Here is a 19,388-nt window from a genome sequence, read left to right on the forward strand (position 1 = left end):
AATGAACCTGCAAGTGATTTTAGGAAATTTCGCTTTAATCCTGTTCGTGCTGATGGTGTTGACGGGCCTGGTCTGGTGCCTGGATGTGTTTTATCTGTCCAAGCAACGCCGCAAGGCGGCCGACCGTGCCCTGGCCGAGTTCGATGAGCGTCAAGCGAAGTCGTTGGCTGAAGGCATCAAGTCCGATGGTAGCAGCAGCCGCCGCGCCGCCATCGAGGCAGATCTGTTGCGCCAGCCGACCTGGGTCGAGTATTCGGGCAGCTTCTTTCCCGTCATCGCCCTCGTGTTTTGCCTGCGTTCGTTCCTGTACGAGCCGTTCAAGATCCCGTCGAGCTCGATGGTGCCGACCTTGCTGGTCGGCGATTTGATCCTGGTAAACAAGTTCACCTATGGCATTCGTTTGCCGATCGTCAACAAGCGCATCATTGAAGTCAATGATCCGCAGCGCGGCGACGTGATGGTGTTCAAGTATCCGAAAGATATGTCGCAAGACTATATCAAGCGCGTGATCGGGGTGCCCGGTGATAAAATCACCTATGAAAACAAGCGCTTGACGGTCAACGGCAAGGAAGTGGCGTACACCCCGCTGGACGACTACCTCGATGACGAAAGCACGGTCTACCACAAGCAGCTGGAAGAAAACCTGACGGGCGTGAGCCACCGCATCCTCAACGACGAGCCCGCTCCCACGTTGAACTTGCGCGAAGTGAAGGATTTCCCGCACAAGGAGGCGTGCAACTACAACGAAGACGGCTTCACGTGTGTGGTGCCACAAGGCAATTACTTCATGATGGGCGATAACCGCGACAATAGCGCGGACAGCCGCTACTGGGGTTTCGTGCCGAACGAGAATATCGTCGGTAAGGCTTTCCTGGTGTGGATGAACTTCAGCAATCCGAAACGCGTGGGCGGCATACACTAAGCCGGCCTGGTCTGTAATGGACCAACCATGGCTGCCGCGCCGACTCCCCGCGCGGCGGCCAGCCGAATTACTCAGATGACACAGAAACAACAATGAATCTTCAGCTATTGCAAACCCGTTTAGGCTATACGTTCCAGGATGCTGGCCTGTTGCAGCAAGCCTTGACGCACCGTAGCCACAGCAGTTTGCATAACGAGCGGCTGGAATTCCTCGGCGACTCCATCCTCAACTGCGTGGTCGCTTCCATCCTGTACGAACGTTTCAAGACCATCGACGAGGGCGACCTGTCGCGCCTGCGTGCCAACCTGGTCAAGCAGCAGTCGCTGTATGAAATCGCGCAAAAGCTGGAATTGTCGCAATTTTTGCGCCTGGGCGAAGGCGAGCTCAAATCGGGCGGCTTCCGCCGTCCGTCGATCCTCGCCGACACGCTGGAAGCCTTGCTGGGCGCCATCTTCCTCGACACGGGTTTTGACGCCGCCAGCACGGTGATCCGCGCCTTCTACATTCCCATCCTCGACTCGGTCGATCCGCAAACCTTGGGCAAGGATGCCAAGACCCTGCTGCAGGAGTTTTTGCAGAGCAAGAAAATTTCGCTGCCACAGTACAACGTGGTGGCTACCCATGGCGCCGCCCACAGCCAGGAATTCGAGATCGAATGCCTGGTGCCGAAATTGAACATCCAGGTTTACGGCCGTGGCGGAAGCCGCCGCGCCGGTGAGCAAGCCGCCGCCAAACTGGCGCTGGACGTGGCCGAGCAGGCGCTGTTGAAGTCGCCTGCCGCCAGCCGCAAGCCCAAACCGCGCGCCGCTCAGCTCAAGCTGGCCGGCATTGCCACCATCCAGAGCGACGACGCGCCAGCCCCGGCTGCCCCGGCGATCGCCGCTCACACTAAACAGAATCGACACTAGCATGACTGCCACCAAAATGCCCGACAACTTCCGCTGTGGCTATATCGCCATCGTGGGCCGCCCCAACGTGGGCAAATCGACCCTGATGAACGTGCTGATCGGCGCGAAGGTCAGCATCACTTCGCGCAAGGCGCAAACCACGCGCCACCGCATCACGGGCATCCAGACGGTGCCGGACGCGCAATTCATCTACGTCGACACGCCTGGCTTCCAGACGCGCCACTCGAACGCGCTGAACAAGACGCTGAACAAGACCGTCACGAACACGCTGATTTCCTCGGACGTGATCCTGTACGTGATCGAGGCGGGCACGTTCGGCCCGGCCGACCAGCAAGTGATGGACCTGCTGCCGAAGGAAGTGCCGTGCATCCTCGTCATCAATAAATCGGACAGGGTCAAGGACAAGGCCGTGCTGCTGCCGTTCGCGCAAAAGATCGCCGCCATGCGCGACTTCGCCGCCATCGTTCCTGTGTCCGCCAAGCTGCACTTCCAGCTGGAAGGCCTGCAGAACGAGATTAAGCGCTTCTTGCCGGAAAACCAGCCCATCTTTGGCCCGGACGACATCACGGACCGCAGCGAGAAATTCCTCGCCTCGGAAATCGTGCGTGAAAAACTGTTCCGCTTCGTCGGCGACGAACTGCCGTACACGAGCACCGTGCTGATCGAGAAATTCGAGCAGGAAGGCGATTTGCGCCGCGTGTTCGCCGCCATCCTGGTCGAGCGCGATACGCATAAATCCATGATCATCGGCAACAAGGGCGCGCGCCTGAAGGAAGTCTCCACCCAGGCCCGCCTGGATATGGAAAAACTGTTCGGCGGCCCCGTGTACCTGGAAATCTGGGTCAAGGTCAAGTCGGGCTGGGCCGACAACGAGGCGGGCTTGCGCGCCTACGGCTACGAGTAATCCGCAACCCGGGGGCGACACCACACGCATGAGCACCACCACGCCAGCGCTGCACGATCCCGCGCCAGCCTCACCCGTTGTCCCCGCGCCGGCGGCCATCGCGCCGCCGGCCGCACCTTCCGCAGCACCCCGGCGCAGCCGTCCGCCCGCGCGCGACGGCCGCATCACGGGCCAGCCAGCCTTCGTGCTGCACAGCTATCCGCATAAAGAAACCAGCCTCATCGTCGACGTGTTTACGCGCGAATACGGCCGCATCGCGCTCGTCGCCAAGGGCGCCAAGCGGCCCCATTCGCAGTTGCGCGGCGTGCTGCAGACGTTCCAGCCGCTGCAGGCGGGCTGGACGGGCAAGTCCGAGCTGCGCATCCTGACGGGCGCGGAATGGGTGGGCGGCATGCTGCCGCTTGAAAAGACCGCCCTGCTGTGCGGCTTTTACCTGAACGAATTGCTCGTCAAATTGCTGGCGCGCGACGATCCGCATCCCGTGCTGTTCGACCACTACGTTGCCACCTTGAATCAACTGGCGCACAATGAGCCGCCGCCCATCGTGCTGCGCAAGTTCGAGCGCGCGCTGCTCAAGGAAACGGGCGTGGCGGCCGACCTGACGCGCTGCACGGGCACGCGCCAGGCCGTCGAAGCGGGGCAGGTGTACGTGGTCGACCCGGAACGGGGGCCGCGCCCGGCGCGCGCCGCCGACGCCTGGCCCAAGATCACGGGCAAGACCCTGCTCGACATGGAGCGCGAAGATTATTGTGACGTGGCCACGCAGGCGCAAAGCAAGCTGCTGATGCGATTTTTGCTGGCCCATCAACTGGGGGGCGCCACCTTGAACACGCGCCAGATACTGATCGATTTAATGCAGTTGTAGCGGTTGCGCTACAGCACTTTACGGATACCATCACTATGAGCTTTTTGCAGCCTGCCGGCCCCGTCATCGACCTGGGCGTCAATATCGACCACGTGGCCACCTTGCGCAATGCGCGCGGCACCGCGTATCCGGACCCGATCCGCGCGGCCTTGCTGGCCGAACAGGCGGGCGCCGACGCCATCACCCTGCACCTGCGCGAAGACCGCCGTCACATCAAGGATGCGGACGTGATCGCCATCGCGCCGCAGTTGCTCACGCGCATGAACCTGGAAGCGGCCGTGACGCAGGAAATGATCGACTTCGCCTGCGGCATCCGCCCGGCCGACGTGTGCCTGGTGCCGGAAAAACGCACGGAAGTGACGACGGAAGGGGGCCTGGACGTGGTGCGCTACTTCAAGGAAGTGCAGGCTGCCGTCAAGCAATTGCAGGGCGAGGGCATCCGCGTGAGCCTGTTCATTGACGCGGACGAACAGCAGATCGCCGCCGCCGCCGAACTCGGTGCGCCCGTGATCGAACTGCACACGGGGCGCTACGCCGATACGCAAGGCGCGGAACAGCTGGCGGAGCTGGAACGCATCAAGGCGGGCGTGCTGTTCGGCGTGGGCCGCGGCTTGAAGGTCAATGCGGGCCACGGCTTGCATTACACCAATGTGCAGGCGATTGCCGCCATTCCCGATATTGCCGAACTGAACATCGGCCACGCCATCGTCGCCCATGCCGTGTTTGTCGGCTGGGAAAACGCCGTGCGCGAAATGAAGGCCATCATGGTGGCCACGCGCCTGGGCCACAGGGCCTGACAAAGGAGCTCGGCATGATTTACGGCATCGGCACCGATATCTGCAAGATTCCCCGCATCGAGGCGGCCCTGGCGCGCCACGGCGAGCGTTTCGCCAAAAAGATACTGGGACCGCAGGAGCTGGACAAGTTCCGCGCCCGCAGCGCCAAGAACGCCGTGCGCGGCGTGCGTTTTCTCGCCACCCGTTTTGCGGCCAAGGAGGCGTTTTCCAAGGCCATCGGCCTGGGCTTGCGCATGCCAATGACGTGGCCCGCCGCGCAGATGCTGAACCACCCCAGCGGCAAGCCGATGATCGTCTGCAGCGGCGTGCTGGCCGACTTCATGGAAAAGAATCGCCTGAGCGCGCAAGTGACGATCAGCGATGAAGAAGAGTATGCCGTGGCGTTTGTGATTGTGGAGCAAGCGCCGTAATGCAGACGACTGTTGGGGGCAGTCTTTTCGATCGGAATGCGTCCCACTGGGACGTATTCCCCCGGCGGGTCTGACCCCATTTAAGAGCCAGCAATGACCGAAGCAATACCCGACCTCAATTCCACGGAAACGCCACCCGACCCGCGCGCGCAGGTGCTGGCCACCGTCGCCAAGCTGCCGAACCTGCCCGGCGTGTACCGCTATTTCGACGCCGCCGACAAGGTGCTGTACGTCGGCAAGGCGCGCGACCTGAAAAAGCGCGTGTCCAGCTATTTCCAGAAAAACCTGGCCAGCCCCCGCATCGCCATGATGGTCGAGCGCATCGCGCGCCTGGAAACGACGGTCACGCACAGCGAGGCGGAAGCGCTGATCCTGGAAAACAACCTGATCAAGGCGCTGCAGCCGCGCTACAACATCCTGTTCCGCGATGATAAATCGTATCCGTATCTGAAAATCACCAATGGCGATGCGCCGCGCATGGTGTATTACCGGGGCGCGGTGGACAAGAAAAACCAGTATTTCGGGCCGTTCCCCAGTTCCTGGGCCGTCAAGGAATCGATGCAGATCCTGCAAAAGGTTTTTCTCATCCGCACCTGCGAGGACAGCGTGTATGCGAACCGCACGCGGCCCTGCCTGCTGCACCAGATCGGCCGCTGCAGCGCGCCGTGCGTGGACCTGATCAGCAAGGAAGATTATAAAAACGACGTGGAAAACGCGGCGCGCTTCCTGCGCGGGCGCCAGAGCGAGGTGATGGCCGACCTGGAAAAGAAGATGCACGCGTTTGCCGCCGAACTGAAATTCGAGCAAGCCGTGGTGGTGCGCAACCAGATCGCCTCGCTGTCGCGCGTGCTGCACCAGCAGAGCATGGAAACGACGGGCGACGCCGACGTCGACATCATCGCCGTGCTGGTGCAGGGCGGGCGCGCCTGCGTCAACCTGGCCATGGTGCGGGGCGGGCGCCACTTGGGCGACCGCGCCTATTTCCCCAGCCAGCTCAGCGATGCGGCGGCGATTGCCGAAGAGCCGATCGAGGTGGAAGTGCTGGCCGCCTTCCTGGCCCAGCACTACACGGAAAAATTCATTCCCGGCACCTTGATCCTGAATATCGAATTCGACCAGCCGGCCCTGATGGTGGCGTTGATGGAGCAGTGCGGCCACCGCATCAACCTGATCTTCCAGCCGCAGGGGCAGCGTCGCCAGTGGCTGGAAATGGCGCAGAAGGGCGCCGGGATTTCGCTGGCGCGATTGTTGTCCGAGCAGGGCTCGCAGCAGTCGCGCACGCGGGCGCTGGCCGAGGCGCTGCGCCTGGAAACGGAGGATCTCGACAGCCTGCGCGTCGAATGTTTCGACATCAGCCACACGCAGGGCGAAGCGACGCAGGCCTCGTGCGTGGTGTTCCATCATCACGCTATGCAGAATGGCGAATACCGGCGCTACAACATCAACGACATCACGCCCGGCGACGATTACGCAGCCATGCGCCAGGTCTTGATGCGCCGCTACGAGAAGGTGGCCAATGGCGACGGCGTGATGCCCGACGTGGTGCTGATCGACGGCGGCAAGGGCCAGATCGAAATGGCGCGCCAGGTGTTCGCCGAGCTGGGACTCGATATCAGCTTGATTGTCGGCGTGGCCAAGGGGGAAGGGCGCAAGGTGGGCCTGGAAACCCTGCTGTTCGTAGATGGCCGCGCGGCGCAGGAACTGGGCAAGGAATCGGCGGCGCTGATGCTGATCGCGCAAATCCGCGACGAGGCGCACCGCTTTGCCATTACCGGCATGCGCGCCAAGCGGGCCAAGACGCGCCAGACGTCGCGCCTGGAAGAGATCGAAGGAATCGGCGCCAAGCGCCGCCAGAAACTGCTGTCGCGCTTTGGCGGCTTGCGCGGCGTGGTCGACGCCAGCGTCGAGGATCTGATGTCGGTGGAGGGGATTTCCACGCAACTGGCGGAAGAGATCTACAAGCAGCTGCATTAATGGATGGGGGCCTGGTCCGGCGCTGCGGCAACCGGACTAGGCTAATGTTGCCGGGCCATGTAGACTAGTGGCGCTTTCTTCACGCTTTCTTCATGTTCAATTTACCCGTCGGCCGATTGCTCTCTTATGCCTTTTAATATTCCCATCCTTTTGACCTGGCTGCGCGTGGCCCTGATCCCGCTCGTCGTCGGCGTGTTTTACCTGCCGCCGTCGATGCTGCTGCATGGCGACCAGAACCTCGTTGCCACCCTGGTCTTCATCGTTGCGGCCGTGACCGACTGGTTCGATGGTTTCCTTGCGCGGCGCTGGAACCAGACGTCCGCCTTCGGCGCCTTCCTCGACCCGGTCGCCGACAAGCTGATGGTGGCGGGCGCCTTGCTGGTGCTGGTGCAGCTGGACCGTGTCAATGCCGTGCTGGCCTTCATCATCATCGGCCGTGAAATCACGATTTCCGCCTTGCGCGAATGGATGGCGCAGATCGGCGCGTCGAAATCGGTGGCCGTCAGCTCGATCGGCAAGATCAAGACGGCCGCGCAGATGACGGCCATTCCCTTGCTGCTGTACCACGAAGTGATCTTCGGCGCGATCGACACCCATGTGTGGGGCGAGAAGCTGCTGTGGATCGCCTGCGTGCTGACGGTGTGGTCGATGTTCTATTACCTGCGCCTGGCATGGCCGCTCATCAAGGAAAAAGCGGGCAATCTGCATTGAGGTGATGGACGCCGATAGCATTGGGCTGGCGTCTTTTTAACCCAAACGCAAGAGCTGGGGTCAGACCCAAAGGGTCTGACCCCAAATATTTTGCAAAAGACCAGATATTGCCCGTTGACAGCCCCTGTAATCCCTCTATAATGCTGGCCTGTTGTTGATGACGCGGGAGTAGCTCAGTTGGTAGAGCGCAACCTTGCCAAGGTTGAGGTCGAGAGTTCGAGACTCTTCTCCCGCTCCAGTTTTCTGGATCGTGTCATAGGTAAAAACAGCAAATGCAGTAAAAAGTAGTACTGGCGATGTAGTAGAGCTTCTGATACAATGTTGTCCACTGCGGGAGTAGCTCAGTTGGTAGAGCGCAACCTTGCCAAGGTTGAGGTCGAGAGTTCGAGACTCTTCTCCCGCTCCAGTGAACACTGGATCAGCAGTAAAGCAGCACTGGTAAACGGTAGCAAAAAGCAGTAAAATAGCGGTTCGTATGCGGGAGTAGCTCAGTTGGTAGAGCGCAACCTTGCCAAGGTTGAGGTCGAGAGTTCGAGACTCTTCTCCCGCTCCAGCGAAAGCTGAAGCAGCATAGCAAAAATGGCAGTAGCAGAAAATAGAAGCTCCAATGCGGGAGTAGCTCAGTTGGTAGAGCGCAACCTTGCCAAGGTTGAGGTCGAGAGTTCGAGACTCTTCTCCCGCTCCAGAATTCTAAAGGGAAGCTAAGCTGGCTTCCTTTTTTTATCCGCCGCAACGCAGTCATGCGGCGTGATTAAGCGGTAAACAAGCTCCAATGCGGGAGTAGCTCAGTTGGTAGAGCGCAACCTTGCCAAGGTTGAGGTCGAGAGTTCGAGACTCTTCTCCCGCTCCAGTTTTCAAGGTGGGCCGCAAGGCGCATCCAAGCAGTTCCTCTGGCGAGGTAGCAAAGAGGTTATGCAGCGGCCTGCAAAGCCGTTTAGACGGGTTCGATTCCCGTCCTCGCCTCCAGATGCAGCGCAGTGATTGACGCGCAGATAAAAAAGCCCACTTCGGTGGGCTTTTTTTTGCCTATGCGGCTGAACGGCGTCGGCTGCAATTAAATACAGGGCTTCAGTTTATTTGATTTCCGGGAAATGACTAACCGACAGTAATCTGTGGATCCCAATAAAAATAACCATACAGGCTTTGCGTCTGGCCATCGTCATTCAGGCTATATACGGCAATATAGACATAGAAATTTTCCGTGCCGGATTTGGATACCTGCGCCGTGAAATTAGAAAAATTGCGCGGTTGCTGTATTGCCGGCAAACCATTCGAGGAATCCGAATTCGGCATGACCGCATTTCTGCGGGTAATGGTATTGGAGACAAAGGTATTGAAGACCTTGTCGCCATTCCAGTAATTGATGCCATACACAATGACGGCCGAATCGGCGTTGTCATAGATGGAAGCGCCGGTGAACGAGACATAGTCGCCCACGTTGGCCCTGAAACTCAGGTCAGCAGAGCCTTGTCCGCTATTGATGCCGCGTGGGTCGGTGGCAATCATGTACTGGCTGGTATGCGCCAGGCCCACGGGCTTGCTCTGATCAGGGGCGGTCTGACGCGGATGCTGAGCCATAATCAGATCGGTGTCTATTACAACGAGAATGTTGATTGTAATATTGCTGGCATATAATTGCGCGTCGGTCATGATTCCTCCTCGGTTTTCCTACTCGTCTGGCTTTTCGGATACGCCCCGTTTTTTAATGTGGTAAGCAGTCTCCACCGCTGCTGTGTAGAATAATGGAGAAAATTGCATAGATACTATCCAATTGAAACAGCAGTATTATTTAAAAATATTCCATTTAAATTATTTTTATTTTGCAAATACAGCTGCTGGAAACATTATTTTCCTGCCCGCGTCTGGGTGCCGCGGTCCCGCCCATCCGGCCCGGCCGCATCTTGTATAATGTCTGCAGGCTCAGCCGCACCCCCATGGTGCGCTGATGAATCTTTTCCTTTTCGCCACCCCATGTAGTCGCTGACGATTTCCCTCTCCGTTAAAGCTAAGTAATCCTCGGGAAATTAGTGTGAATTTATGACGAACAGAACCGGATGCTATGCAAGGCGCTCGCTGCGACGCAGTGCGGGCACTGCTAGCAGTGAGCAACGCCGCAGAGCGCCGGTTATGGCAGTCAGAAATCACAATAATTTATTGGGGGTTACTTAGTCGTGGCTCCCCCGCGAAGCCTGCCTGCATGGCTGCGCTGTCCATTGGACGCGCATTTCCCTGTTCCGACCCTGGATGTGAATCAATGATCAACGCAAGTTTTCGGGAAGAGTGGTTCTCGAACATACAAAAAAATGTCCTGGCGGGCCTGACCACCTCCTTCGCCCTGGTGCCCGAATGCATCGCCTTTGCCCTGGTGGCACAGTTGAATCCCCTGATGGGCCTGTATGGCGCCTTCATCATCTGCGCATTGACGGCCATCTTTGGCGGGCGTCCCGGCATGATTTCGGGCGCGGCCGGTTCCATGGCCGTCGTCATCGTGGCACTGGTGGCCCAGCATGGCGTGCAATATCTGCTGGCGACTGTGGTGCTGAGCGGCATCATCATGGCGCTGTTTGGCCTCTTGCGCCTGGGTAAGCTGATCCGCATGGTGCCCCATCCCGTGATGCTGGGCTTTGTGAATGGCCTGGCCATCGTCATCGCCATGTCCCAGCTCGAACACTTTCGCCAGGCCACGCCGCAGGGCGAAACCTGGCTGCAAGGCACGCCCTTGTATATGATGGGCGCGCTGGTGCTGCTTACCATGGCCATCGTCTACGTGTTGCCGCGCCTGACAAAAGCCGTGCCGCCCGCGCTGGTGGCCATCCTGGGCGTGGGCGTGCTCAGCCATTTCCTGCACCTGCCCACGCGCACCCTGGGCGACCTCGCGCATATCGCCGGTGGCTTGCCGGCCTTGCATTGGCCCGCCGTACCGCTGGATATGGCGACCTTGCACATCATCTTCCCGTATGCGGCGCTGATGGCCATGGTGGGCTTGCTGGAAACCTTGCTCACCTTTAATCTCACCGATGAGATAACGGAAACGCGGGGCCAGCCGAACCGCGAATGCATCGCGCTCGGCGCTTCGAACGTCGTGTCGGGGCTGTTTGGCGGCATGGGCGGCTGCGCCATGATCGGGCAGACGATGATCAACCTGAGCTCGGGCGGCCGCTCGCGCCTGTCGGGCGTGACGGCCGGCGTGATGATTTTATTGTTCATCCTGTTCCTGTCACCGCTGATCGAGCGCATCCCGCTGGCTGCGCTGGTCGGCGTGATGTTCGTCGTGGCGCAGCAGACGTTTGCCTGGGGTTCCTTGCGCGTGCTGGGCAAGGTGCCGTTGCAGGATGCGCTGGTGATCGTCGCCGTGACGGTGATCACGGTGTTTACGGACCTGGCGATGGCCGTGCTGTGCGGCATCGTGATTGCCGCCTTGAATTTTGCCTGGCAACATGCGCGCGACATGCGCGCCGACATCGATGATGGCAGCTCCGGCGTGCGCGTGTACCTGCCGCACGGCACCCTGTTTTTCGCCTCGACCACGCATTTCCTGGAACTGTTCCAGCCGGCCGGTGATCCGGTCCGCGTCATCCTCGATTGCCGGCATCTGCACATGGCCGACCACTCGGCCGTCGCGGCCATCGAAGCCTTGTACGAGCGCTACGACAAGGCGGGCAAGCACCTGCAGGTGACGCATCTGTCCGCCCGCAACCAGGCCTTGCTGCAGCGCGCGGGCGTCGATGTGAGCGTGGCGTAAAATAGGGGAAAGTCTGCTCCGCGCCATTTCTCGGCATGGGCGGAATTGTTGAATGTCTGTGGAGTGTGAATGCTGTCGTACGAACAAGAACAATTATTGCAGCAAAGCCAAACGGCTTTTGATGCCTACTATGACGCGCTGGGCGCGTCGCTGGTGAATTTTGTCGAGCGCCTGGGCATCCAGCCCGCGCACGAAGTGCTGACGAACGCGGCCGAATACCTGCCGTACATCGATGCGGCCATGCGCACCATCGTCATCCGCGACGAGAGCTGGCAATGGGTGAAAACCATGCTCGGCTACTTTATCGGCGAATACTTCGTGCAGGGTCATGCGGGTTGCTGGTATGTGGAAACGCGGGCCGAATCGCCGCATTTCTGCCGCACCATGGTGGGCGGTTTCGAGCATGGCTTGCCGGCGGAGGCCGCCATCGATCCGGAGGCGCTGGCCCTGGAATTTCTGGGGCAATCCGCGCCGCGCGAACTGGCGGCACTGATCGCCACAGCGCAAGCGCGCGCGGCTTGATGGCGCGCGGCTTGCTGCAGCAGATTTAAAACTCTTCCCACTCGCCTTCGGCAGGTGCGCTCGCCTTGCTGCTGGCGCGCGTCGCGGGCAGGCGCAGGGCCGGGACGGAGGCCTTGCGGACCGGCGCTGCCGGGGTTGCCGGCGCGCTGCGCTGCGCCGCCTTGGCGCTGAAACGGTCGGTGGCCGCAGCGTTTGCATCGAGGCGGAAGACGCTGACCACCTGCGCCAGCTCGCTCGCCTGTTCCTGCATCGCTTCGGCCGCTGCCGACGCTTCTTCCACCAGCGCCGCATTTTGCTGGGTCACCTGATCCATTTCGGAAATGGCCTGGTTGACTTGCTCGATGCCTGCGCTCTGCTCTTCACTGGCGTTGCTGATCTCGCTCATGATGGACGTGACGAAGCCGATGCTTTGCACGATTTCTTCCATCGTCTTGCCGGCCTTGTCGACCAGGTCCGTGCCCACGTCGACCTTTTGCACGGAATCGTCGATCAGGCCCTTGATCTCTTTCGCTGCCGCTGCCGAGCGCTGCGCCAGGTTGCGCACCTCGGTTGCCACGACGGCGAAGCCGCGTCCCTGTTCGCCGGCGCGCGCCGCTTCCACGGCCGCGTTCAAGGCCAGGATGTTGGTCTGGAAGGCGATGCCGTCGATGACGGAGATGATGTCGACGATTTTCTTCGACGAGGTATTGATCTCGCCCATGGTGGCGACCACTTCGGCCACCACGGCGCCGCCGCGGCTGGCGATGCCGGCCGCGTCGCCGGCCAGCTTATTCGCCTGGCGCGCGTTGTCGGCATTCTGTTTCACGGTCGACGTCAGTTCTTCCATTGACGAGGCGGTTTCTTCCAGCGAACTGGCTTGCTGTTCCGTGCGCGACGACAGGTCCTGGTTGCCGGCGGCGATTTCCGCCGATGCCGTGGCGATGGTGTCGGTGCCGCTGCGCACCTGGCCCACGATGCCGACGAGGCTGTCGTTCATGGTTTTCAGCGCATGCATCAGCTGGGCCGTTTCATCGCGGCCCTGTGCCGTGATGGTGCTGCTCAGGTCGCCTGCTGCCACGGTTTCCGCCACTTTCACGGCGTCGCGGATGGGGCCGGTGATCGAGCGCGTGATCCACCACGCAAAACCGATGCCCATCAGCACGGCCAGCACGCCCATGGTGATCAGGAAGATGCGCGTGCTGCTGTAGGCTTCGATGATGCTGGCGCCGACGCCGTCGGCCGCCTTGATCTGCATGTTGGCGAAGCGCTTCACTTCGGCCAGATAGGCCACGGTGATGGGCGCGACTTCCTTGTCGAACACGATCTTGGCGCCTGCCATGTCGCCGTCGGCCTTCATCTTGAAGGCGCGCGCGCGCGTCGTCACGTAATCGGTGCGTACCTTGCGCACGACCTTGAATTGCTCGATCACGGCAGGGTTGAGCAGGGACGCGACGATGTCGTCCTGCAGCTTGCTGGAACGCTCCGCATCGACTTTCAAGTCGTCCTCGATCTTGGCGCGCACGACAGGATCGGTGATTTCGAACGAGGCGACGCCGCGCACGCTGTTGAGTTCAATGATCTTCGACCATTCGGCCACCATGCGCTGGTTCTTGATGCTGGTATTGATCAGGCGGTAAGTCAGGTCGCTGGCCGTTTGCATGCGCACGAGGGCGGTGATGGTCAAGGCGGCAAGCAACAGCAATACGACAGCAAAGCCGACGCCAAGGCGGCTGCCGATGTTCAGGTTTTTCATGTAATTCCTAACAGTTTAATAGTCATGATCGCCGCCGCCAGCAGGGGCGGACAGGCGCCGCGAGGCGCAGGGGATCGGGGTCTTCGGGTGCCGCGTGATGGCTGTGCGGCGCGCCGCGCTGAGCGTGGCGTTGGAGGTGAAACAGGGGGCATGCCGGTCAGGCTGACCGTTGCCCAGCAAGCCGCAAGTATAGCATTGACACAGAGAAATAGTTTTTTACGGCAATTTTAATTATTTTTTGATATTGATTTCCTGTTGTGTTTTTACATCAAGTACCTAGTCCATAAGTACTATCACTTACAGAAACGCTTACTTTATGCATGTTCGCCTGATAAAATACTAATGATAATCATTCGTATTAAAACATCGACCAGGGAATTGTATGCAGCAACGTCGCAAGCCAGGATGTAAACCGATCACCATCGCCGTACTGGGCGCCTTGACCTTGGGCGCCACGCCATTGGCGGCCTGGGCGCAGGAAAGCTTGCCCGCCGTCACCGTGACGGCATCGAAGGACAAGGACGGCTATGTCGCCGCCACCTCCGCCAGCGGCACCAAGACGGAAATGGCCCTGCGCGACGTGCCGCAAACGATCAACGTGGTGCCGGCCGCCGTCATCCGCGACCAGAACGCCATGTCGATCCAGGACATCATGAAGAACATCCCTGGCGTGGGCCTGTCCACGGGCGACGGCCAGCGCGACCAGGTATTCATCCGCGGCTTCACGGCCATCGGCGACCAGTTCGTCGACGGCTTCCGCGATGACGCGCTGTATTTCCGCGACCTGTCGAACGTCGAGCGCCTGGAAGTGATCAAGGGACCGGCCGCCGTGCTGTACGGCCGCGGTTCCTCGGGCGGCCTGGTGAACCGCATCACCAAAAAGCCCGGCATCGATATCACGGACGTGGCCCTGAGCCTGACCAATACGGCAGGGCGCCGCGGCGAAGTCGACGTGGGCCGTGTCGGCGAGACGGTGGACTGGCGCTTCACGGGCGCGCGCGAATTGTCGGACAGCTACCGCGAGCAGCAATTCATCAACCGCACGGCGCTGGCGCCATCCGTGGCCATCCGCCTCTCAAACGCGACGAAACTGCTGCTGCAGGGCGACTACCTGGAAGACCGCCGCCTGACGGACTTCGGCATCCCGTCCTACCAGGGCCGCCCCGTCGCCGTCGATGCGGGCACTTATTATGGCGCCGCGAATGCCCGCGATGCGGATTTCAGCCAGTCGCGCGTGGTCTCCACGGCCGCCACCCTGACGCACAAGTTCAGCGATACCTTGTCGCTGCGCAATGCCTTCCGCTATTACGATTACCACCTGGACCGCAACAACACGAATATTTCCGGCAACGTCAACGAAGTCAAAGGCACGATGAGCCTCGGTCATGCCAAGCTCAACCGCGACGAGAGCGGCTGGTTCAACCAGACGGAACTGACGCAAAAGCTGGTCACGGGCGGCCTGCGCCACGAAGTGCTGTACGGCGCCGAGTTCGGCAAGCAAAACAAGGATGCGTCGAGCTGGGCCTCGACCGTGGTGGCGACGAATGTCTCGATCTCCCATCCCGTCCTGCCTGTGGTCAACCGCAGCAAGCTGGGCGCGCGCGGCGATACCTTCGGCACCTACGACACGGCCGCCGCCTACGTGCAGGACGCCATCAGCTTCAGCGACGAGTGGAAGGCGCTGGCCGGCCTGCGCTATGACCGCTACAAGCAGCAGTCGCGCCTGGCCAATGCGCTTGGCGTAACGACGGCCAACCTGTCGCGCACGGATTCGGCCTACAGCCCCCGCGCCGGCCTCGTCTGGCAACCGGGCGCCATGCAATCGTACTACGCGTCGTGGAGCCGCTCGTTCCAGCCCAGCGGCGAGAACTTCGCCCTGGCCGCCAACAATGCCGACCTGGCGCCGGAAACCACGCGCAACACGGAAGTGGGCGCCAAGTACGACCTGTGGGGCGGCCGCGCCAACGCCACCGTGTCGCTGTTCCGTCTGGAACGCGACAACATCAAGACCAGCGACCCGATCACGAACCGCATCGTGCCCGTCGGCACGCAGCGCACGGACGGTTTGGAACTGACCTTCAACGCGGACTTGCATGACGGCTGGAAAATGATGGCCGGTTATGCTTACCTGGACGCCACCATCACCGATTCCATCGCCGTCGACCGCAGCGTGAATGCGCCGGGCACGACGACGGCCAGTTCGGTGGCCATCAAGGGCAAGCGCGCCACCCTGACGGCGCGCAACATGGCCAATCTGTGGCTGACGAAAGACCTGGGCCACGGCTTCACGGTGGGCGGCGGCGCGAATGCCGTCGGCAGCCGCTTCGCCAATCCGGGCAACACGGTCGTGCTGCCGGGCTACGTGACGGCCGACGCCATGGCTGCCTACCGCACGGGCCGCTATGAAGTGCAGCTGAACATCAACAATATCGGCGACACGCGCTACATCGTGTCAGGCCACGGTTCCAGCCCGAACCTGAGCTTGCCTGGCGCGCCGCGCAACGTGGCGTTGACCTTGCGCTACAGCCTGTAAATTCGCTTGCAAGTTCGGTCTCATCCATAAAAAACCCGCTCACTGAGCGGTTTTTTTTTCATGGCGGGCGCTGCATGGGCAGGCTGGTATTGTTTAGAGGAACTATTCGGTACCGATAAAATAATGTTGACTATGTGCAATTTTTTCCGGCGGACTGAGCCTTGATTGCCTTTGAGGGGTAAAATACGCCTCATACGGCACAGGCATGGTGCTTATATCTTATGGATATGACACTGTCATGACGCCGTATGACTTTTTATTTACTCACATCATAGAGGTCTGATATGGTTCAGATATCCAGGCGCCAGTTCCTTCGGGTCACTGGCGCCACGATTGCTGGCTCCAGCCTCGCCTTGCTCGGTTTCGCGCCGGGGCAGGCGTTGGCAGAGGTACGGCAATACAAGCTGGCTCGCACGACCGAGACCCGCAATACCTGTCCTTACTGTTCCGTTGGCTGCGGCGTCCTGCTGTATGGCCTGGGCGATGGCGCGAAAAATGCCGTCTCCAGCATCATCCACGTGGAAGGCGATGCCGATCACCCGGTGAACCGCGGCACGCTGTGCCCGAAAGGCGCCAGCCTGGTCGACTTCATCCACAGCCCGAACCGCCTGAAAGTGCCCGAATACCGCGCACCGGGCGGCACGGAGTGGCAACCGATCTCCTGGGATGTGGCGCTCGACAAGATCGCGCGCCTGATGAAGGATGACCGCGACGCCAACCTGATCGAAAAGAATGCCGACGGCAAGACCGTCAACCGCTGGCTCTCCACCGGCATGCTTGCCGCGTCCGCCGGCAGCAACGAGGTCGGGTATCTGACCCACAAGACAGTGCGCAGCATGGGGATGCTGACCTTTGATAATCAGGCGCGTGTATGACACGGACCGACGGTGGCAGGTCTTGCCCCGACGTTTGGCCGTGGCGCGATGACGAATCATTGGGTCGATATCAAGAATGCCGACGTGATCCTGGTCATGGGCGGCAATGCAGCAGAAGCACATCCTTGCGGATTCAAATGGGTCACGGAAGCGAAGGCGCATAACAAGGCCAAGCTGATCGTTGTCGATCCGCGTTTTACCCGTACCGCATCCGTGGCAGATTACTACTGCGCCACGCGTACCGGCACGGACATCGTCTTCCTCGGCGCGATCATCAATTATCTGCTGACGAACGACAAGATCCAGCATGAGTACGTGCGCAACTACACGGACATGCCCTTCATCGTGCGCGAAGACTATGCGTTCGAGGACGGCCTGTTCTCGGGTTTCGACAAGGAAAAAGGCAAGTACACCGACAAGGCCACCTGGGATTACGAGATCGGCGACGACGGCTACGCCAAGGTCGACCCGACCCTGGAACACCCGCGCTGCGTCTACCAGATGATGAAGAAGCACTACGCGCGTTACACGACCGAGATGGTCGAGCGTACGTGCGGCGTGTCGGCCGACAAGTTCCACAAGGTGGCGGAAGCTTTGGCTTCGACCGCCGTGCCGGGACGCGCCGGTACCATCCTGTACGCGCTGGGCTGGACGCACCACTCGACGGGCGCGCAGACCATCCGCACGGGCGCCATGGTGCAGCTGTTGCTGGGCAACATGGGCATCGCGGGCGGCGGCATGAACGCCTTGCGCGGCCACTCGAACATCCAGGGCTTGACCGACCTGGGCCTGATGTCGAACCTGTTGCCAGGTTACATGACCTTGCCGAACGAGGGCGAGCAGGACTTCGACGCCTACATCGCCGCGCGCGCCACCAAGCCGCTGCGGCCGAACCAGCTCAGCTACTGGAGCAATTACCGCAAGTTCCACGTCAGCTTCATGAAGACGTGGTGGGGCGACTTTGCCACGGCCGAGAACAACTACGCCTTTGACTACCTGCCGAAACTCGACAAGCCGTATGACTTGATGCAAGCCATCGAGAACATGCACCAAGGCAAGATGACGGGCTATATCTGCCAGGGTTTCAATGTGCTGGCATCCGCGCCGAACAAGCAGAAGGTCACGGAAGCGCTGTCGAAGCTGAAGTTCCTCGTCATCATGGACCCGCTGGCCGTGGAAACGGGCGAATTCTGGAAGGCCCACGGGCAATACCACGAAGTCGATCCCACCAAGATCATGACGGAAGTGTTCCGCTTGCCGACCAGTTGCTTCGCCGAAGAACGCGGTTCGCTGGTCAGTTCCTCGCGCGTGCTGCAGTGGCACTGGCAGGCAGCCGAACCGCCGGGCCAGGCGCGCAGCGACCTGGAGATCATGTCGGGCCTGTTCTTGCGCATGCGCAGCATGTACAAGAAAGAGGGCGGCAAGTTCCCCGATCCTATCGTCAACCTGACGTGGAATTATGCGCAGCCGCATAACCCGCAGCCGGAAGAAATCGCCCGCGAATTCAACGGCAAGGCGCTGGCCGACTTGTACGATCCGAAAGATCCGACCAAGCTGCTGGTGAAAAAGGGCGAGCAGCTGGCCTCGTTTGCGCAATTGCGCGACGATGGCACGACCACCAGCGGTTGCTGGATCTTCGCCGGCAGCTGGACGCAGGCGGGCAACCAGATGGGACGGCGCGACAACAGCGACCCGACCGGCATCGGCCAGACTCTGGGCTGGGCCTGGGCGTGGCCGGCGAACCGCCGCGTGCTGTACAACCGCGCCTCGTGCGACTTGAAGGGCAAGGCCTTCGATCCGACCCGCAAGTTGATCGAATGGAATGGCACGAACTGGAGCGGGGCCGATATTCCCGACTTCAAGGCCGACGAACCGCCGGAAAACGGCATGGGGCCGTTCATCATGCTGGGCGAGGGTGTGGCGCGCTTCTTTGCGCGCGGCGCCATGGCCGAAGGGCCGTTCCCCGAGCATTACGAGCCGTTCGAAAATCCGCTGGGCTACAACCCCATGCATCCGAAAAACCCGCAGGCGACCAGCAATCCGGCCGCGCGCGTGTTCGCCGATGACCGGAAGATGTTCGGCACGCACGAAGAATATCCGCATGTGGCCACCAGCTACCGTTTGACCGAGCATTTCCATTACTGGACCAAGCATGCGCGCCTGAACGCCATCATCCAGCCGCAGCAATTCGTTGAAATCGGCGAAGAGCTGGCCAAGAGCATCGGCGTCGTGGCTGGCGGCGAAGTGCGCGTCAGTTCCAAGCGCGGGCACATCATCGCCAAGGCCGTCGTCACCAAGCGCATCAAGGCCTTGATGATAGAAGGCAAGCCGGTGCATACCGTGGGCCTGCCGCTGCACTGGGGCTTTACGGGCGTGGCCAAGCCGGGGTATCTGATCAACACCCTGACGCCGGGCGTGGGGGATGCGAATTCGCAAACGCCGGAATTCAAGTCCTTCCTCGTGAAGGTGGAAAAAGCATGATGGGAGCTCAAT

Annotated in this window: 14 protein-coding genes and 6 tRNA genes; 18 read left to right on the forward strand and 2 right to left on the reverse strand. The window is 60.6% G+C overall.

All coding sequences use genetic code 11. The features are described from left to right. Nucleotide 1: 1 nt before the first annotated feature. From lepB to OX462_RS09695, 14 genes are all read left to right on the forward strand, one after another. Nucleotides 2-922 (forward strand): signal peptidase I, encoded by a 921-nt coding sequence (gene lepB / locus OX462_RS09630; protein ID WP_070288654.1) that lies wholly within the window; start codon nt 2-4, stop codon nt 920-922. Nucleotides 923-1,014: 92 nt separating this feature from the next. Then, nucleotides 1,015-1,830, forward strand: a complete 816-nt coding sequence (rnc, locus tag OX462_RS09635; protein WP_070223860.1) for a ribonuclease III — start codon at nt 1,015-1,017, stop codon at nt 1,828-1,830. 1 nt (nt 1,831) lies between these two features. After that, nucleotides 1,832-2,734, forward strand: coding sequence for a GTPase Era (era, locus tag OX462_RS09640; RefSeq protein ID WP_034749612.1), 903 nt, complete (start codon nt 1,832-1,834; stop codon nt 2,732-2,734). A 28-nt stretch (nt 2,735-2,762) separates the two neighbouring features. After that, nucleotides 2,763-3,599 carry a DNA repair protein RecO gene (gene recO / locus OX462_RS09645; protein ID WP_409028273.1) on the forward strand — a complete coding sequence of 279 codons (837 nt, stop codon included), beginning with the start codon at nt 2,763-2,765 and terminating at the stop codon, nt 3,597-3,599. 35 nt (nt 3,600-3,634) lie between these two features. After that, the gene (gene pdxJ / locus OX462_RS09650; protein ID WP_409028274.1) at nt 3,635-4,396 is read left to right on the forward strand and encodes a pyridoxine 5'-phosphate synthase; all 762 of its coding nucleotides are present in this window, start codon (nt 3,635-3,637) and stop codon (nt 4,394-4,396) included. A 14-nt stretch (nt 4,397-4,410) separates the two neighbouring features. Then, complete coding sequence (gene acpS / locus OX462_RS09655; RefSeq protein WP_070223854.1) at nt 4,411-4,806, forward strand: holo-ACP synthase; 396 nt, start codon at nt 4,411-4,413, stop codon at nt 4,804-4,806. Between the two features lie 93 nt (nt 4,807-4,899). Beyond that, nucleotides 4,900-6,780 (forward strand): excinuclease ABC subunit UvrC, encoded by a 1,881-nt coding sequence (gene uvrC, locus OX462_RS09660; protein WP_099411204.1) that lies wholly within the window; start codon nt 4,900-4,902, stop codon nt 6,778-6,780. Nucleotides 6,781-6,906: 126 nt separating this feature from the next. After that, entirely contained in the window at nt 6,907-7,491 is a 585-nt protein-coding gene (gene pgsA, locus OX462_RS09665; RefSeq protein WP_034749601.1) for a CDP-diacylglycerol--glycerol-3-phosphate 3-phosphatidyltransferase, read from the forward strand. Nucleotides 7,492-7,653: 162 nt separating this feature from the next. After that, nucleotides 7,654-7,729: transfer RNA gene (locus tag OX462_RS09670), tRNA-Gly, on the forward strand. Nucleotides 7,730-7,821: 92 nt separating this feature from the next. Beyond that, nucleotides 7,822-7,897, forward strand: a tRNA-Gly gene (locus tag OX462_RS09675). A 71-nt stretch (nt 7,898-7,968) separates the two neighbouring features. Beyond that, nucleotides 7,969-8,044, forward strand: a tRNA-Gly gene (locus OX462_RS09680). 56 nt (nt 8,045-8,100) lie between these two features. Continuing rightward, nucleotides 8,101-8,176: transfer RNA gene (locus tag OX462_RS09685), tRNA-Gly, on the forward strand. An 89-nt stretch (nt 8,177-8,265) separates the two neighbouring features. Continuing rightward, a tRNA-Gly gene (locus OX462_RS09690) sits at nt 8,266-8,341 on the forward strand. A 42-nt stretch (nt 8,342-8,383) separates the two neighbouring features. After that, nucleotides 8,384-8,457: transfer RNA gene (locus tag OX462_RS09695), tRNA-Cys, on the forward strand. Nucleotides 8,458-8,586: 129 nt separating this feature from the next. Here the strand turns inward: OX462_RS09695 and OX462_RS09700 are convergent. Beyond that, nucleotides 8,587-9,141, reverse strand: a complete 555-nt coding sequence (locus OX462_RS09700) for an inclusion body family protein (RefSeq protein WP_070222332.1) — start codon at nt 9,139-9,141, stop codon at nt 8,587-8,589. Nucleotides 9,142-9,745: 604 nt separating this feature from the next. On the opposite strand from OX462_RS09700, the gene OX462_RS09705 reads away from it, so the two are divergent. Both OX462_RS09705 and OX462_RS09710 read left to right on the forward strand, forming a co-directional pair. Then, entirely contained in the window at nt 9,746-11,233 is a 1,488-nt protein-coding gene (locus OX462_RS09705; RefSeq protein ID WP_409028275.1) for a SulP family inorganic anion transporter, read from the forward strand. Between the two features lie 69 nt (nt 11,234-11,302). Continuing rightward, nucleotides 11,303-11,755, forward strand: coding sequence for a hypothetical protein (locus OX462_RS09710; RefSeq protein ID WP_070311973.1), 453 nt, complete (start codon nt 11,303-11,305; stop codon nt 11,753-11,755). Nucleotides 11,756-11,780: 25 nt separating this feature from the next. On the opposite strand, the gene OX462_RS09715 is transcribed toward OX462_RS09710, so the two are convergent. Beyond that, the gene (locus tag OX462_RS09715; protein ID WP_409028276.1) at nt 11,781-13,487 is read right to left on the reverse strand and encodes a methyl-accepting chemotaxis protein; all 1,707 of its coding nucleotides are present in this window, start codon (nt 13,485-13,487) and stop codon (nt 11,781-11,783) included. A 382-nt stretch (nt 13,488-13,869) separates the two neighbouring features. Between OX462_RS09715 and OX462_RS09720 the strand changes: the two genes are divergently transcribed. Beyond that, on the forward strand, nt 13,870-16,020 hold the full coding sequence (locus OX462_RS09720) for a TonB-dependent receptor (protein WP_070222323.1): 2,151 nt from the start codon (nt 13,870-13,872) through the stop codon (nt 16,018-16,020). A 284-nt stretch (nt 16,021-16,304) separates the two neighbouring features. After that, a complete protein-coding gene (gene fdnG / locus OX462_RS09725; RefSeq protein WP_162995737.1) occupies nt 16,305-19,376 on the forward strand; it encodes a formate dehydrogenase-N subunit alpha in 3,072 nt (1,023 codons plus the stop codon). Nucleotides 19,377-19,388 lie beyond the last annotated feature (12 nt).

Source organism: Janthinobacterium aestuarii, assembly GCF_046113285.1.
Classification (GTDB): Bacteria; Pseudomonadota; Gammaproteobacteria; order Burkholderiales; family Burkholderiaceae_D; genus Janthinobacterium.

What these genes read in the sequence shown, in the direction of transcription:
- pgsA (WP_034749601.1), top strand. Translation starts at nt 6,907, where the DNA reads ATGCCTTTTAATATTCCCATCCTTTTGACCTGGCTGCGCGTGGCCCTG.
- OX462_RS09715 (WP_409028276.1), bottom strand. Translation starts at nt 13,487, where the DNA reads ATGAAAAACCTGAACATCGGCAGCCGCCTTGGCGTCGGCTTTGCTGTC.
- rnc (WP_070223860.1), top strand. Translation starts at nt 1,015, where the DNA reads ATGAATCTTCAGCTATTGCAAACCCGTTTAGGCTATACGTTCCAGGAT.
- OX462_RS09720 (WP_070222323.1), top strand. Translation starts at nt 13,870, where the DNA reads ATGCAGCAACGTCGCAAGCCAGGATGTAAACCGATCACCATCGCCGTA.
- OX462_RS09710 (WP_070311973.1), top strand. Translation starts at nt 11,303, where the DNA reads ATGCTGTCGTACGAACAAGAACAATTATTGCAGCAAAGCCAAACGGCT.
- uvrC (WP_099411204.1), top strand. Translation starts at nt 4,900, where the DNA reads ATGACCGAAGCAATACCCGACCTCAATTCCACGGAAACGCCACCCGAC.
- OX462_RS09705 (WP_409028275.1), top strand. Translation starts at nt 9,746, where the DNA reads ATGATCAACGCAAGTTTTCGGGAAGAGTGGTTCTCGAACATACAAAAA.
- OX462_RS09700 (WP_070222332.1), bottom strand. Translation starts at nt 9,141, where the DNA reads ATGACCGACGCGCAATTATATGCCAGCAATATTACAATCAACATTCTC.
- pdxJ (WP_409028274.1), top strand. Translation starts at nt 3,635, where the DNA reads ATGAGCTTTTTGCAGCCTGCCGGCCCCGTCATCGACCTGGGCGTCAAT.
- acpS (WP_070223854.1), top strand. Translation starts at nt 4,411, where the DNA reads ATGATTTACGGCATCGGCACCGATATCTGCAAGATTCCCCGCATCGAG.
- lepB (WP_070288654.1), top strand. Translation starts at nt 2, where the DNA reads ATGAACCTGCAAGTGATTTTAGGAAATTTCGCTTTAATCCTGTTCGTG.
- recO (WP_409028273.1), top strand. Translation starts at nt 2,763, where the DNA reads ATGAGCACCACCACGCCAGCGCTGCACGATCCCGCGCCAGCCTCACCC.
- era (WP_034749612.1), top strand. Translation starts at nt 1,832, where the DNA reads ATGACTGCCACCAAAATGCCCGACAACTTCCGCTGTGGCTATATCGCC.